The sequence below is a fragment of the Arminella tubonensis genome (assembly GCF_003240585.1).
GTDB lineage: Bacteria > Pseudomonadota > Alphaproteobacteria > Rhizobiales > Rhizobiaceae > Rhizobium > Rhizobium tubonense.
In genome coordinates this window covers 39,734-52,617 of the sequence record NZ_PCDP01000036.1, presented here as the reverse complement: position 1 = coordinate 52,617, position 12,884 = coordinate 39,734, and the positions used below count along the sequence as shown (strand labels likewise).

14 protein-coding genes are annotated in these 12,884 nt (G+C 60.1%); 9 read left to right on the top strand and 5 right to left on the bottom strand.

All coding sequences use genetic code 11. The annotated features are described in order from the left end of the window. Positions 1-76: 76 nt before the first annotated feature. Positions 77-1,006: a CgeB family protein gene (locus CPY51_RS15090; protein ID WP_111161061.1), complete on the bottom strand. Its 930-nt coding sequence runs from the start codon at positions 1,004-1,006 to the stop codon at positions 77-79. Positions 1,007-1,196: 190 nt separating this feature from the next. On the opposite strand from CPY51_RS15090, the gene CPY51_RS15085 reads away from it, so the two are divergent. Continuing rightward, complete coding sequence (locus tag CPY51_RS15085) at positions 1,197-1,541, top strand: hypothetical protein (RefSeq protein WP_111161402.1); 345 nt, start codon at positions 1,197-1,199, stop codon at positions 1,539-1,541. 9 nt (positions 1,542-1,550) lie between these two features. Here the strand turns inward: CPY51_RS15085 and CPY51_RS15080 are convergent, their stop codons facing one another. The 3 genes from CPY51_RS15080 to CPY51_RS15070 all read right to left on the bottom strand — a co-directional run bounded on the left by CPY51_RS15080 (position 1,551) and on the right by CPY51_RS15070 (position 4,741). Further along, entirely contained in the window at positions 1,551-2,270 is a 720-nt protein-coding gene (locus tag CPY51_RS15080) for a phosphodiester glycosidase family protein (protein WP_195909553.1), read from the bottom strand. Positions 2,271-2,363: 93 nt separating this feature from the next. Beyond that, the gene (locus CPY51_RS15075) at positions 2,364-2,996 is read right to left on the bottom strand and encodes a 4Fe-4S dicluster domain-containing protein (RefSeq protein WP_244598682.1); all 633 of its coding nucleotides are present in this window, start codon (positions 2,994-2,996) and stop codon (positions 2,364-2,366) included. 164 nt (positions 2,997-3,160) lie between these two features. Next, complete coding sequence (locus tag CPY51_RS15070) at positions 3,161-4,741, bottom strand: trimethylamine methyltransferase family protein (protein ID WP_111161058.1); 1,581 nt, start codon at positions 4,739-4,741, stop codon at positions 3,161-3,163. Positions 4,742-5,025: 284 nt separating this feature from the next. Here CPY51_RS15070 and CPY51_RS15065 point away from each other — a divergent pair, with 284 nt between their 5' ends. Beyond that, complete coding sequence (locus CPY51_RS15065) at positions 5,026-5,727, top strand: corrinoid protein (protein ID WP_111161401.1); 702 nt, start codon at positions 5,026-5,028, stop codon at positions 5,725-5,727. A 61-nt stretch (positions 5,728-5,788) separates the two neighbouring features. Here the strand turns inward: CPY51_RS15065 and CPY51_RS15060 are convergent, their stop codons facing one another. Beyond that, positions 5,789-5,947: an entericidin domain-containing protein gene (locus tag CPY51_RS15060; RefSeq protein ID WP_111161057.1), complete on the bottom strand. Its 159-nt coding sequence runs from the start codon at positions 5,945-5,947 to the stop codon at positions 5,789-5,791. Between the two features lie 20 nt (positions 5,948-5,967). Here CPY51_RS15060 and CPY51_RS15055 point away from each other — a divergent pair, with 20 nt between their 5' ends. The 7 genes from CPY51_RS15055 (at position 5,968) to CPY51_RS15025 (ending at position 12,880) form a co-directional block, all read left to right on the top strand. Then, a complete protein-coding gene (locus tag CPY51_RS15055; RefSeq protein ID WP_111161056.1) occupies positions 5,968-6,609 on the top strand; it encodes a DUF1638 domain-containing protein in 642 nt (213 codons plus the stop codon). 48 nt (positions 6,610-6,657) lie between these two features. Beyond that, on the top strand, positions 6,658-7,416 hold the full coding sequence (locus tag CPY51_RS15050; RefSeq protein ID WP_111161055.1) for a bestrophin-like domain: 759 nt from the start codon (positions 6,658-6,660) through the stop codon (positions 7,414-7,416). Between the two features lie 222 nt (positions 7,417-7,638). Continuing rightward, positions 7,639-7,941, top strand: coding sequence for a virulence factor (locus CPY51_RS15045; RefSeq protein WP_111161054.1), 303 nt, complete (start codon positions 7,639-7,641; stop codon positions 7,939-7,941). After that, positions 7,934-8,512: a methylenetetrahydrofolate reductase C-terminal domain-containing protein gene (locus CPY51_RS15040; protein ID WP_111161053.1), complete on the top strand. Its 579-nt coding sequence runs from the start codon at positions 7,934-7,936 to the stop codon at positions 8,510-8,512. Before CPY51_RS15045 ends, CPY51_RS15040 begins: the two co-directional genes overlap by 8 nt. A 4-nt stretch (positions 8,513-8,516) precedes the next feature. Continuing rightward, the gene (locus tag CPY51_RS15035; RefSeq protein WP_111161052.1) at positions 8,517-9,629 is read left to right on the top strand and encodes a methylenetetrahydrofolate reductase; all 1,113 of its coding nucleotides are present in this window, start codon (positions 8,517-8,519) and stop codon (positions 9,627-9,629) included. 96 nt (positions 9,630-9,725) lie between these two features. Further along, the gene (locus tag CPY51_RS15030) at positions 9,726-10,688 is read left to right on the top strand and encodes a methyltetrahydrofolate cobalamin methyltransferase (RefSeq protein WP_111161051.1); all 963 of its coding nucleotides are present in this window, start codon (positions 9,726-9,728) and stop codon (positions 10,686-10,688) included. A gap of 158 nt (positions 10,689-10,846) precedes the next feature. Next, positions 10,847-12,880, top strand: coding sequence for an ASKHA domain-containing protein (locus CPY51_RS15025; RefSeq protein WP_111161050.1), 2,034 nt, complete (start codon positions 10,847-10,849; stop codon positions 12,878-12,880). Positions 12,881-12,884: the final 4 nt, after the last annotated feature.

The window sequence follows — 12,884 nt, the reverse complement described above, 5'->3', positions numbered from 1 at the left end:
AAGATTCTAAAATCGGATAGCCGGAGCAAGACGACTTGCTCCGGGATAATTCTGCTCAGGATAGATTTCGCGACGATTATCGCCCGATTGCCTCTCGCAGGATCGCGCTCTGAGAAATTCCGCTCATGATCTCAAAGCCTCGCTCCGCCAATAGATCGCGCTCGCCCTGATTTTCGATAAGCGACAGGCAGCGCTCGACGAGGTCGCCATAGGGAGCAAAGGCGAGCCCCTCGACATAGGGAGCCATGTCTGGATCGTCGGCATATCCCTCGGTCAGGACGCAGACGCGATTGGCGAGCAGATACGAGACGCGCACGATCTCGAACACCTGGGCATCGAAGTGGTGAATATTGATGACGATCTTGGAGCGCGCGATGATCGCATCCCGCTCCGCGCCATAGACTCCGAACAGGTTGGCGACGTTCAAGCCGGCATTTTGCAAGGCCCGCAGCAAATCCCGCCGCCGCTCGTTCAGCGAGCCGTAAAACAGCACGTCGATATCCTTGACAGGCGCATGCGCGATCCGGGTGAGCCCGCTGTTGTAGCCAACGCGCAGCAGCCCGGCATGGGTTATCCCGAGCCGGTAAAGTTCGTCCCTGTTGCGAGCACTATAGTCCAGAACCGGAAATTGCCGGAGCAGCCCGACATAGGCACCGCTGATCCAGCTGCTCTCCTTCGAGACCTGCTCGAGGTTGACGAGGATCGTGCCCTTTGGAAGCCAGCCGGCAGCTTCCGCAGGCAGCAGGTTGGCACCGAAAACGATGGGAATCCTGCCATTCCAGTTGGAAGGCTCTGATATCAGCGGTGCCCGCCCACCAAGTTCGTCGAAGGCATAGTGAAGCCCGAGCGCAACCTCTTCGAATGCACGGCTGTGAACATAACCGATCGGCGACACCACCCAGATGCAATGGCGGTTCCGATGGTAGTCCCATCCTCCGGGAAAGGCACTGAGCGCGCTGCGGCTGCCCGAAATGGCATCGAATGTGGTCTGTGCCTCAGCGTACATTTCTATTCCTCGTGATCGCGCCTGCCGGGTTCGAACGCATGACGCCGCCCGATTACACGATATTGGCAATCTAGGCTGGTTCCAGCCTTGCGCATGGCAATCTGAACTTCCGGGTTGAGCAAGCCTCGGGAAAGCGACGACCACTACGAAAAGACACTAAAGATGCCATTCGATAAGCGAGCCTATGACCATGAACGCAGCAACGACTTTCCCCAACCAGGATGCGGTCGCGGATAAGTTCGCCGCCTTTGCAGAGGGCGACAAAGCCTTCATCAAACTTCTGATGGAAAATGCGCTGCAGGACGAAAGTCTGATCGACGGACTGCACCGGCATCTCGATCGATCGGCCAAGGCCAGCTTCCTCAACGCTCTGAAACTGGAAAAGATCGGCGAGTGGCTTGGAAATTCGGCGCCGACCCGCCTGCAAATCCGGCTGATGGAAGCGGCGAAAGCGAGCCAGCATCCGGCTTATGCGGCCTTGAAAACCGGGCTTACGCGCTCCGGCGGCCTCGATCGGGCCTATCCGAAAATCTGACGGCACCGCTCAGCCGGGAAGCATTTCCGTGACGGCGATGATTGGTCCAAGCGGAAACAGGCTGTCCCGGCGTTGCCATTCCGGCACGTAGAGGCTGGAGATGCTGCCGTCTAGAAACAGGGCATTGCGGCAGCCGAGCGCATCGCGAAACAGCGTCGCGAAATCATGGAACCTGACAGGCCCGTCGGACACCGCAAACACCGCCTTGCCGTCCGCCGATACCCCGACGCCGTTGCGGCCCTTCAAGCTGGTGCTGTCGATCAGAAAAGCCGGATGCAGAGCGCCGTCGATCACCAGCATCGGGCCGGATTGCGTCGCATAAATCGGTTTCTTGTCCGACGCCGCAAAAGCCTTGGTCTCCATGACCCCGACCCGGCCCTGCTCGATATAGAAAACCCCGTTGGGCAATAACCGGAAATTGCCCCAGCCGCTCCCGGTGTCGAGCGACTTCAGTTTACGCCCCGCTTGAATGAAGAGCCCCACAGGTGTCTGGTCTTCCTCGTACATCCCGCCGTTCATGGCAAACCGGAGATAGGTCCGATCCTCCCACAGATCGTTTCTGAGCGCACGAAAAGAGCCATACGGCTTCCCGCTTCGATCATTCTGGTAAAGCCGGATGTCATCCTTGGCCGGATCGAACGTACAGACGGTATACCCGTCGCCAAGATGATGTACCTGGCGGCATGCCTCCTCCGCAAGACAGGCGCTTGCCCAGAGAAGCATCGCCATTGCCGCAATCAATCGAATCAAGGTGGAACTCCATTCACCATTCACCTCGTGAGATCGCACGCGAATTGCGGCAGAACAACAGAAATTGGCATTTTAGAGATTGAGCGCCGCCATGTGGAAGGCAAGCTGTTCACCCGAATAGCGATGGGCTGCGCCGACCGGACAGGCATTCCGCGCAAGACAGCCACCGCTCATGCAGCCCGCCTGACCTATCGCCGTTCTCAGATGCGAGCGGCATGTTTCAAGATCGAACACGGCGGGCGTGACGGCGCCGACCGGACAGCGCGTCAGGCAGGGCTTGTCGCGGCAAGCGTCGCAAGGATGCGATGTGCTTGTCGGCGCCGGTTGCCGCTCGAGCCGGAAGGCAAATCCCAGCGCGCCGCGATAGCCGTGCCACAAGCCGTATTCGGGATGGATCAGGATGCCGAGCGGTGACGGCTTCAGCTCCTCGGCTTTCATGGCCCACCGCTGAAACGGCTGCCAGGGCGTATCCGACGGAAAATAGGCGGTTGCGCCGAGCGTTTCAGCCAATGGCCGGATGATCGCTTTCGACCAGTCGTCGAGCGGATCGTGGCGCTTGGAATTGCCTGGCACCGCATGCCATTGCGAAAACGGCTCCCAGATCGATCCACCGATATTGCCGAGAAGCACGATGCTTTCCGCCCGTGCGCCTGACGCCAAGGCCGGTGCAGTCTCGCCATCAGCGAACCCGACCGTCCCGCGCATGAAAATTCCGTGCGGCTCGAGTGCCGCACGGATGTTCGAGACTATATTGGCCGCGGCGCTCAACGCGGCCCTTTATACTGGTAGTGCGGCCGCCAGACCTCTTTCTGGATAAGATCGGCGACGCGAATAGCCCCGCCTTGCTCCCTGGCGGCATCGGGCTCTCTTCAGGTGAAAGCGTCAGGCATCGAATCCTTGCGCTTCTGGATGTAATCAAGCAGCGCTGTGTCGATGGCGGGATCGAGCGACGGCGCCTCATACTGATCGAGCCACGAGCGGCAAAGCGCGTTGGCGCGCTGTTCGATGCGCTTTTCGCCCTCGACTTCCCATTGTTCGTAGGAATTGTTGTCCGCAAGCGCCGAGCTATAGAATGCGCTTTGGAAGTTCGCGAGCGTGTGGGCGCAGCCAAGATAGTGGCTGCCGGGTCCGACTTCCCGGATGGCATCAAGCGCCTGGCCGTTTTCACTGAGGTCGATGCCCGCAGCCATCTTCTGCATCATGCCAAGCTGATCCTGGTCGATCATGAACTTCTCGTACGAACTGACGAGACCGCCTTCCAGCCACCCGGCAGCATGCAGCACAAAATTGGTGCCGGCCAGCAGCGTCATATTGAGCGTATTGGACGATTCATGCGCTGCCTGTGCGTCCGGAACCTTGGAAGCGCAAAGCGAACCGCCGGTACGGAACGGAATGCCGAGACGGCGGGCAAGCTGAGCCGCGCCATACGACACCAGCGCCGGCTCCGGCGTACCGAATGTCGGGGCGCCCGACTGCATCGAGATCGACGCGGCGAACGTGCCGAACAGCACCGGTGAGCCTTTGCGGATAAGCTGCGTGAACGACGCGCCGGCCAGCACCTCAGCTAGGATCTGCGACAGCGTTCCGGCGACCGTCACCGGGCTCATCGCACCCGACAGGATGAACGGCGAAACGACCGACGCCTGGTTGTGGCGCGCATAGACCTTCAGCGCGCCCAACATCGTCTCGTCGAACACCATCGGCGAATTGGCATTGATCAGGTTGAGTGTGACGCAGTTGTTCTCGACGAAGTCGTCGCCGAACACCAGCTTGGCCATCGCGACAGTGTCTTCAGCCCGTTCCGGCGCCGTCACCGACCCCATGAATGGCTTGTCGGAATATTTGATGTGACTGTAGATCATGTCGAGGTGGCGCTTGTTCACCGGGATATCGACCGGTTCGCAAACGGTGCCTCCCGACGAATGGATCGACGGCGCCATATAGGCGAGCTTCACGAAATTGCGGAAATCCTCGATCGTGGCATAGCGGCGAACGCCTTCCAGATCGCGCACGAAGGGAGGGCCATAGACCGGCGCAAACACTGTCGCCTTACCGCCAATCTGGACGTTGCGCTCCGGGTTGCGCGAATGCCAGGTGAATTCCCGGGGCGCCGTCTTCAGCAACTCACGGCAAAGCCCCTTCGGAAAGTAAACGCGCTCGCCTTTGATTTCGGCACCGGCTTCTTTCCAGAGAGCCAGAGCTTCCGCGTCGTCGCGAAATTCGATGCCGATTTCCTCGAGGATAGTATCGGCATTGCGCTCAATGATCTGGAGACCCTCTTCGTCGAGGACCTCGTAGACGGCGATCTTGCGGGTGATATAGGGCAGAGACGTAGCCGGCCCGCCGCCGCTTCGCGACGCGCGGCGGCCTGCGGCACCTCGGCCCTCGCTGCGCGAACGCCGTCCTGGCGCTTCAACCGCGGCAGCCGATTCGTCGATCGTATCGTCCATGATGCTTCCTCCCTGCACATGTATGCGTCCATCATCGCATGCATGCTATCCTAATTCATCGCACGAACATTCCTCAATGCGCCAGCCATTAGCATAGGACAGACATCGCCAAGGCTAAAATCGGGCTGGACACAATCGTCGTTATTTACCCGGATGGCGTCGCATTCGAAAAGAGTTTTGTCATGGTTGAGGTTTAACTCTTAATCAGGCAGTGTTTCACAAAGCGGCCGACGCACGAATGTCTGCAAGGCGCTGATGCGGCGCACCAAAATGGGATGGAGATCATGGCTGACGACGACATCATTCTCTCGGAACTTTCTGACGAAGAACTCGTGCAGCAGATGCACGACGATCTTTACGACGGCATGAAGGAAGAGGTCGAGGAAGGCACCAACATCCTGATCGAACGCGGTTGGGTGCCTTACGATGTCCTGACCCAGGCGCTGGTCGAAGGCATGCGCATTGTCGGCATCGACTTTCGCGACGGCATCCTGTTTGTTCCGGAAGTCCTGCTCTCCGCCAACGCCATGAAGGCCGGGATGCATATCCTGCGTCCGCTTCTGGCGGCAACCGGGGCTCCCAAGCAGGGCAAGATGGTCATCGGAACGGTAAAGGGCGACATCCACGATATCGGCAAGAACCTCGTCGGCATGATGATGGAGGGCGCCGGCTTCGACGTCATCGATCTCGGCATCAACAATCCGGTCGAGAACTATCTCGACGCTATCGAGCGCGAAAAGCCTGACATTCTCGGGATGTCGGCGCTTCTCACCACGACGATGCCATACATGAAGGTCGTCATCGATACGCTGAAGGAAAAGGGCATGCGCGACGATTACGTCGTTCTCGTCGGCGGCGCTCCGCTAAACGAGGAATTCGGCAAGGCTGTCGGCGCAGATGCCTACTGCCGCGACGCCGCCGTTGCGGTCGAAACCGCGAAGGACTTCATGAAGCGCAAACACAACAGCCTCGCTGCCGGCGCCTGATCTCGCCTCGAAAACAAATCGGCTGCGACCTTTAAAAGTCGCAGCCGATTTCATAAATTGGCTATTGAGCTGCCTTCTTGACGGTATGGCCGGCAGATTGGGTTGCGTTCACTGTATTGGCCGTATCCTTGCCCATGCCTTTGATTGTGTTGGCGCAGGAAGCGAGTAGCATGAGAGCGACGCAGGCGGCGCTTACTTTTGCGATGGTCGATGCTGACATGGTCGGGGATCCTTCGTGATATGGGTTTTGCTGAAAATAAGGCAGAAGTGAACCTTCCGACCGATAAACGCACGACATTGCAAAAAGTTCATGTAATTGCGTGCGGCGCAATTGCGCGCGAGATATTGGCGATCAGCCGGATCAACGGGCTCGACCACATCGATCTTCACTGTCTTCCCGCGATCTATCATTCATACCCGCAAAAGATCGCGCCTGCACTGGAACTGGCGATAGTGGAGGCTCGCGAAAAGGGCTTCGAAAAGATCTTCATAGGCTATGCCGATTGCGGCACCGGCGGAGATATCGACAAGATCTGCGCGCGAGAGGGCATCGAGCGTCTGTCCGGGCCGCACTGTTACTCGTTCTTTGCCGGCAACGAGGAATTTGCCGCGCGCGCCGATCAGGATTTTACCGCATTCTTTTTGACCGATTTTCTTGCTCGCCAGTTCGAGGCTTTCGTCATCCAGCCGCTTGGCCTCGACCGGCATCCGGAGCTGAAGGAAATGTATTTCGGCAATTACGAGAAGTTGATCTATTTGTCGCAGGAAGAAGACGAAGCCCTTCAGAAAAAAGCAAAAGATGCCGCTGACTATCTTGGACTGAAATACGAATATCGCTTCACCAGCTATGGCGACTTAGCCCGCGAATTGCTTGCTATCTGATTTCGAAATAGGCTCCCCTGACCTTTTCTTTAAAACAGGGAAGACGGCATGTACGAAATAGTCTTCGCCGTGGGGGTATTCGTCATTCTGATTACCGCCTCGCTCGGCACCCTGATGACTTATGAATGGCTGCCGCCGACCCATCGCGAGGAAGCCACCAATGGCGTCGTGAGGCTGGTCGCCAATATTTTCGTCGTCATGACATCTCTGGTGCTGGGCCTGATGATCAATTCCGCCAAGAATACTTTCGAGGCAATCGATCATGATCTGCATATCTTCGCGACAGACATCATCGTCCTCGATCGCACATTGCGCGACTATGGCGCCGATGCCGATCCCACCCGCCAAAAACTCATCGCATACATGGAAAGGGCTGCTGCGACCGCCGTCTCACCGAAAGATGACCCGCTTGTGGAGGGTGACCGAACATCGGAGCGCATGCTCGACGATGTCGGCGACAGCCTTTCGACACTGACGCCATCGAATGATGATGAGACGGCGCTACTTGCGTCGGCGAAACAACAGCTCCGGAACCTCGTCGAGCAGCGCTGGACAATCATCGAACACACTGATGGCACCATCCCGGTGCCGCTGATCGCGATGCTGGTCGCCTGGCTCGTTCTCATCTTCGCAAGCTTCGGGTACAGGGCACCCAAAAATGCCGTGGTGGTGACGACCTTCATAATGGCGTCACTGCTGATCTCGACGTCGCTCTACCTGATCATCGACATGGATGTGCCTTTCTCAGGCCCGATCCAGATATCCGAGGCGCCGCTGAAAAGCGCATTGGCGGAGCTGCAGCACTAGCGTCCTTGCATCCTTCAAATCGAACAAGAGCCGAAGAGTTTTTGGCGCATTTCTGCCAAACGAAATCTGCCGCACCCATTGCTTTCGGCCGCTGCTCATCTGAAATGACGAAATCGGCGCGGACGCGACATGCGCGTCGTATTTCGGCATGTGTAGCGTCGTGGCGAGCGCAGTCCGCAGCGGCGGGCACGTGCATGCTGCGCTAAAGAGGAGAGACTTCGCATGGCAGATCGCATTGTGGTTTATTGGCGCGATATTCCGGCGCAGGTCATTATCAAGCAGGGCCGCAAGACCGCCAAGCGCGAGCTCTCGCTGCGTTTCACCGAGGCGATCGATATGTGTGCGATGCGCACCGGTGCTTCGGAAACCGACGACTACCTGGCGGAATGGCGCAAGGCCGATCCTGTACCAGTCTCCGACGATCTGGAAGCCGAGGCCGACAAGGCAGCGGCAGAGCTGGAAGAGACCTTCGACCGCGAGCGCCTGATCGCACTGGTCAAGTCAGGAGGCCGCGACAATGGCTGACGACAAACAGCGATCCGGAAACGCAGCGCCCGCCTCCAAGGCCGCCAGCGGCGCCTTTACGCCAGCGGGCGTTTCGCCCAGCCGTCGTTCGCGCCATAAATACACCGTCCGCCTCTGGGCCGTCCGCCATTCGCGCTTCCTCGAATGGTTCTACCACCGCTTCGCCGACACCTTCCTGCTGCTGCATCCGCTTTGGAAAGCGATCGGCTATGAACGCGTCGAACGGCCAATCACCTTTGTCGAGCGGCATGTGAAAGGATTCCTGTTCGATTGCCGGATGTGCGGCCAATGCGCACTCTCGTCGACCGGGATGTCCTGTCCGATGAACTGTCCGAAGCAGTTGCGCAACGGCCCCTGCGGCGGCGTACGGGCCAATGGCAACTGCGAAGTCGAACCGGATATGCCTTGCGTCTGGGTCCAAGCTTGGAATGGATCCCGCAACATGACGGGAGGCGACAGGATCATGAACATCCAGAAGCCGGTGAACCAGTCGCTCCGCGAGACTTCTTCATGGCTGCGCGTCACGGCGGAGGCGGCAGCCGCACGGGCAGTCCCGGCCAAGGAAAACTGACACTATGGCGCATATCGACGAGAACCCGCTTGGCCCACACCTGCCGCTCGATCCCCTGCCCGGCCACTCCTCCCTCGGGCGGCTCGAGCGCGTGCTCCGTCGCGGCGAATTCGCCGTTACCGCCGAGCTGAATCCGCCTGACAGCGCCGATCCGGAGGATGTCTACGAACGCGCCTCGATCTTCAACGGCTGGGTCGATGGCATCAACGCCGTCGATGCTTCAGGCGCTAATTGCCACATGTCGTCTGTCGGCATCTGCGCGCTGCTGACGCGCATCGGCTACGCCCCGATCATGCAGATCGCCTGCCGCGACAAGAACCGCATCGCAATCCAGGGCGACGTGCTCGGCGCTGCGGCCATGGGCGTCGCCAACATGATGTGCCTAACAGGTGATGGCGTCCAGGCCGGCGACCAGCCGGGCGCCAAGCCGGTCTTCGACCTCGACTGCATGTCGCTTCTCGAAACAGTGCGGATCATGCGCGACAACGCAAAATTCCTCTCCGGCCGCAAGCTGACAAAGCCGCCGCAGGTTTTCCTCGGGGCAGCGATCAATCCCTTTGCTCCGCCTTACGATTTCCGACCCTACCGGCTGGCGAAGAAGATCGAGGCCGGCGCCCAGTTCGTCCAGAGCCAGTATTGCTACGACGTGCCGATGTTCCGCGAATACATGAAGAAGGTCCGCGATCTCGGCCTTGACGAGAAATGCTTCATCCTCGTCGGCGTCGGCCCGCTGGCATCGGCCAGAACTGCGCGCTGGATGCGCTCGAACGTGCCCGGCGTCCATATCCCGGATGCCATCATCGAGCGTATCGAAGGGGCTGCCGACCAGAAGAAGGAAGGCAAGCAGCTCTGCATCGACATCATCAATGAAGTGAAGGAAATCGCTGGTGTCTCCGGCATCCACGTCATGGCGTACCGGCAGGAGGAATATGTTGCCGAGATGGTGCATGACAGCGGCGTGCTCAAGGGTCGTCGCCCCTGGCAACGGGAGGCATCCCGCGACGACGCGATCGTTGCCGAACGCAGGGAGCACATTCGCGAAGGCCAGGCCGAGAACCAGCAGGAGCTGGCAGAACTTGCCGCCCATCATCCACCGCACTATACGCCAGCAAACTGAAATTCGGGGCAGTCCGGCGGAGGAGCGGGCCTGCTTGTAACACCCATCGCGGCACGCTAGACCAGCTCTATCGGGCCCCTGACCAGAGGATCAGACATGACGCGCACCATCGTTGCTTCCGCCACTCGCGAAATCATCATCGGCTTTGACCAGCCGTTCTGCGTGATCGGCGAACGCATCAACCCGACGGGGCGCAAGAAGCTCGCCGCGGAAATGATCGTCGGCAACTTCGACACCGTTATCCGCGACGCGCTCGAACAGGTGGCCGCGGGCGCGACCATGCTAGACGTCAATGCCGGCGTCACCTCGGTCAATCCCAACGAGACCGAACCGGGCCTGTTGGTGCAAACGCTCGAGATCGTCCAGGGCCTTGTCGACGTTCCGCTATCGATCGACAGTTCGGTCACCGCGGCAATCGAGGCGGCGCTGAGAGTTGCCAAGGGCCGCCCGCTGGTCAATTCCGTCACCGGCGAGGAAGAGAAGCTGGAAGCAATCCTGCCGCTGATCAAGAAATACGACGTCCCGGTCGTCGCCATCTCCAATGACGAAACCGGTATCTCGATGGACCCGGACGTCCGCTTTGCCGTCGCGAAGAAGATCGTCCAGCGCGCGATGGACTACGGCATCAAGCCGCACGACATCATCGTCGATCCGCTGGTCATGCCGATCGGTGCTCTCGGTGATGCCGGCCGCCAGGTCTTCGCGCTGCTGCATCGCCTGCGTAACGAGCTTAAGGTCAACACCACCTGCGGCCTCTCCAACATCTCTTTCGGCCTGCCGCACCGCCACGGCATCAACGCCGGCTTCATCCCGATGGTGATCGGCGCCGGCATGACCTCGGCGATCATGAACCCGTGCCGCCCGCAGGAAATGGAAGCCGTCCGTGCCGCCAACGTCCTCAACGGCACTGACGCGAACTGCGGCAACTGGATCATGACCTATCGCGACTACAAGCCGGCCGAAGCGGGAGCTGCCGCATCCACCACCGCCCCCGGCGCCAGCAGCGGCCGTCGAGGCGGCCGAGCGGCGCGTGCTGGAGCGGGTGCGGCCACAGAATAGCATCCACCTCCCCCTTGATGGGGGAGGTCGCAGCGAAGCTGCGGGTGGGGGTGATCATTGGATGTCACACGAAGTCACCCCACCCCGGCACTTCGTGCCGACCCTCCCCCTCAAGGGGAGGGTGAACTCAAACGAATACATCGCCTGAAAGCACCATAATGACCGATAAAGACGCCCTCGTTCTCTTCATGCCCTCCGGGAAGCGTGGCCGTTTTCCTGTCGGCATGCCGGTGCTCGAAGCTGCTCGCCAGCTCGGCGTCTATGTCGAGAGCGTCTGCGGCGGACGCGCCACCTGCGGGCGCTGCCAGGTCTCCGTGCAGGAGGGTAATTTCGCCAAGCACAAGATCGTGTCGGCCAACGACCACCTCTCTCCCATCGGCCCCAAGGAGCAACGCTACGCCGAGGTGCGTGATCTGCCTGACGGCCGCCGTCTTTCCTGCTCGGCGCAGATCCTCGGCGACCTCGTCATCGACGTGCCGCAGGATACGGTCATCAACGCGCAGGTGGTGCGCAAGGACAGCGATGGCCGGGTGATCGAGCGCAATGCGGCGGTCCATATGTGCTACGTCGAGGTCGAGGAGCCTGATATGCACAAGCCGCTCGGCGACCTCGATCGCCTGAAGACGGCGATTACCAACGACTGGAAATACGAAAATCTCGATGTCGATTTCCATCTGATCTCTCAAGTGCAATCGATCCTGCGCAAGGGCGAATGGAAGGTCACGGCCGCAATCTACAAGGATGAGGAAAACGGTGACCGGCCCCGCATCATCGCGCTTTACCCCGGCCTGAAGAACGAGGCCTACGGCATCGCCTGCGACATCGGCTCGACGACGATCGCAATGCATCTATCTTCGCTGCTTTCCGGCCGCACAGTCGCCTCCGCCGGCACGTCAAACCCGCAGATCCGCTTCGGCGAAGATTTGATGAGCCGCGTTTCCTACGTGATGATGAACCCCGACGGCCGCGAAGGCATGACCAATGCCGTGCGCGAGGCGCTGAACGGGCTGATCGACAAGGTCTGCGCCGATGGCGGCATCTCGCGCCAGGATATCCTCGATGCCGTCTTCGTCGGCAATCCGATCATGCATCACCTGTTTCTCGGCATCGACCCGACGGAGCTTGGCGGCGCACCGTTTGCGCTTGCAGTTTCCGGTGCCGTGCATCTGAAATCCTCCGAGGTAGGCCTGCCGATGAACGCCGGCACCCGCGTCTACATGCTGCCCTGCATCGCCGGTCACGTCGGCGCCGATGCCGCTGCCGCAACGCTGACAGAAGGTCCACACCGTCAGGACGAAATGATGCTGCTCGTCGATATCGGCACCAATGCCGAAATCGTACTCGGCAACCGCCGGCGCGTCGTTGCAGCCTCTTCTCCGACTGGTCCTGCCTTCGAGGGCGCGGAAATCTCCTCTGGCCAGCGCGCCGCACCGGGCGCCATCGAACGCGTCCGCATCGACCCCGTCACGCTCGAGCCGCGCTACCGCGTCATCGGCATCGAGCCCTGGTCGGATGAACCGGGATTTGCCGAGGCTGCGGCCGACATTCGCGTCACCGGAATCTGCGGCTCCGGCATCATCGAGGTCGTCGCTGAAATGTTTCTGGCCGGCATTATCTCGGAAGATGGCGTTGTCGACGGGACGCTGGCCGCCCGCTCGCCGCGCACATTGCAGACGGGTCGCACATTCTCCTACCTGCTGCAGGATGGCGAGCCGCGCATCACGGTGACGCAGAACGACGTGCGGGCCATCCAGCTGGCAAAAGCCGCACTCTATGCCGGCGTCAAGCTGCTGATGGACAAGCAGGGTATCGACCACGTCGATCGCATCGGCCTTGCAGGCGCTTTCGGCACCTTCATCGATCCGATGTACGCGATGGTGCTTGGCCTCATTCCGGATTGCCCGCTCGACAAGGTCAAGGCGGTCGGCAACGCCGCCGGCACCGGCGCCCGCATGGCGCTGCTCAACCGCGGCTACCGTCGCGAGATCGAGGAAACAGTCAGCAAAATCGAGAAGATAGAGACGGCGCTTGAATCAAAGTTTCAGGAGCATTTCGTCTTTGCGATGGCGCTGCCGAACAAGGTCGACACCTTTCCGGAACTGGCAAAGGTCGTCACGCTACCCGAGCGCAAGGCAACGAGCGATGACGGCGGCGAAGGCGGCGGAAGACGCCGGCGCCGCAATCGCGAATAGCATA

Excerpts from the sequence above, each read along its gene's own strand:
- CPY51_RS15075 (WP_244598682.1), bottom strand. The coding sequence starts at position 2,996 with ATGCGCGGGACGGTCGGGTTCGCTGATGGCGAGACTGCACCGGCCTTG.
- CPY51_RS15055 (WP_111161056.1), top strand. The coding sequence starts at position 5,968 with ATGGGTTTTGCTGAAAATAAGGCAGAAGTGAACCTTCCGACCGATAAA.
- CPY51_RS15070 (WP_111161058.1), bottom strand. The coding sequence starts at position 4,741 with ATGGACGATACGATCGACGAATCGGCTGCCGCGGTTGAAGCGCCAGGA.
- CPY51_RS15060 (WP_111161057.1), bottom strand. The coding sequence starts at position 5,947 with ATGTCAGCATCGACCATCGCAAAAGTAAGCGCCGCCTGCGTCGCTCTC.
- CPY51_RS15090 (WP_111161061.1), bottom strand. The coding sequence starts at position 1,006 with ATGTACGCTGAGGCACAGACCACATTCGATGCCATTTCGGGCAGCCGC.
- CPY51_RS15085 (WP_111161402.1), top strand. The coding sequence starts at position 1,197 with ATGAACGCAGCAACGACTTTCCCCAACCAGGATGCGGTCGCGGATAAG.
- CPY51_RS15050 (WP_111161055.1), top strand. The coding sequence starts at position 6,658 with ATGTACGAAATAGTCTTCGCCGTGGGGGTATTCGTCATTCTGATTACC.
- CPY51_RS15065 (WP_111161401.1), top strand. The coding sequence starts at position 5,026 with ATGGCTGACGACGACATCATTCTCTCGGAACTTTCTGACGAAGAACTC.
- CPY51_RS15035 (WP_111161052.1), top strand. The coding sequence starts at position 8,517 with ATGGCGCATATCGACGAGAACCCGCTTGGCCCACACCTGCCGCTCGAT.
- CPY51_RS15030 (WP_111161051.1), top strand. The coding sequence starts at position 9,726 with ATGACGCGCACCATCGTTGCTTCCGCCACTCGCGAAATCATCATCGGC.
- CPY51_RS15080 (WP_195909553.1), bottom strand. The coding sequence starts at position 2,270 with ATGGCGATGCTTCTCTGGGCAAGCGCCTGTCTTGCGGAGGAGGCATGC.
- CPY51_RS15040 (WP_111161053.1), top strand. The coding sequence starts at position 7,934 with ATGGCTGACGACAAACAGCGATCCGGAAACGCAGCGCCCGCCTCCAAG.
- CPY51_RS15025 (WP_111161050.1), top strand. The coding sequence starts at position 10,847 with ATGACCGATAAAGACGCCCTCGTTCTCTTCATGCCCTCCGGGAAGCGT.
- CPY51_RS15045 (WP_111161054.1), top strand. The coding sequence starts at position 7,639 with ATGGCAGATCGCATTGTGGTTTATTGGCGCGATATTCCGGCGCAGGTC.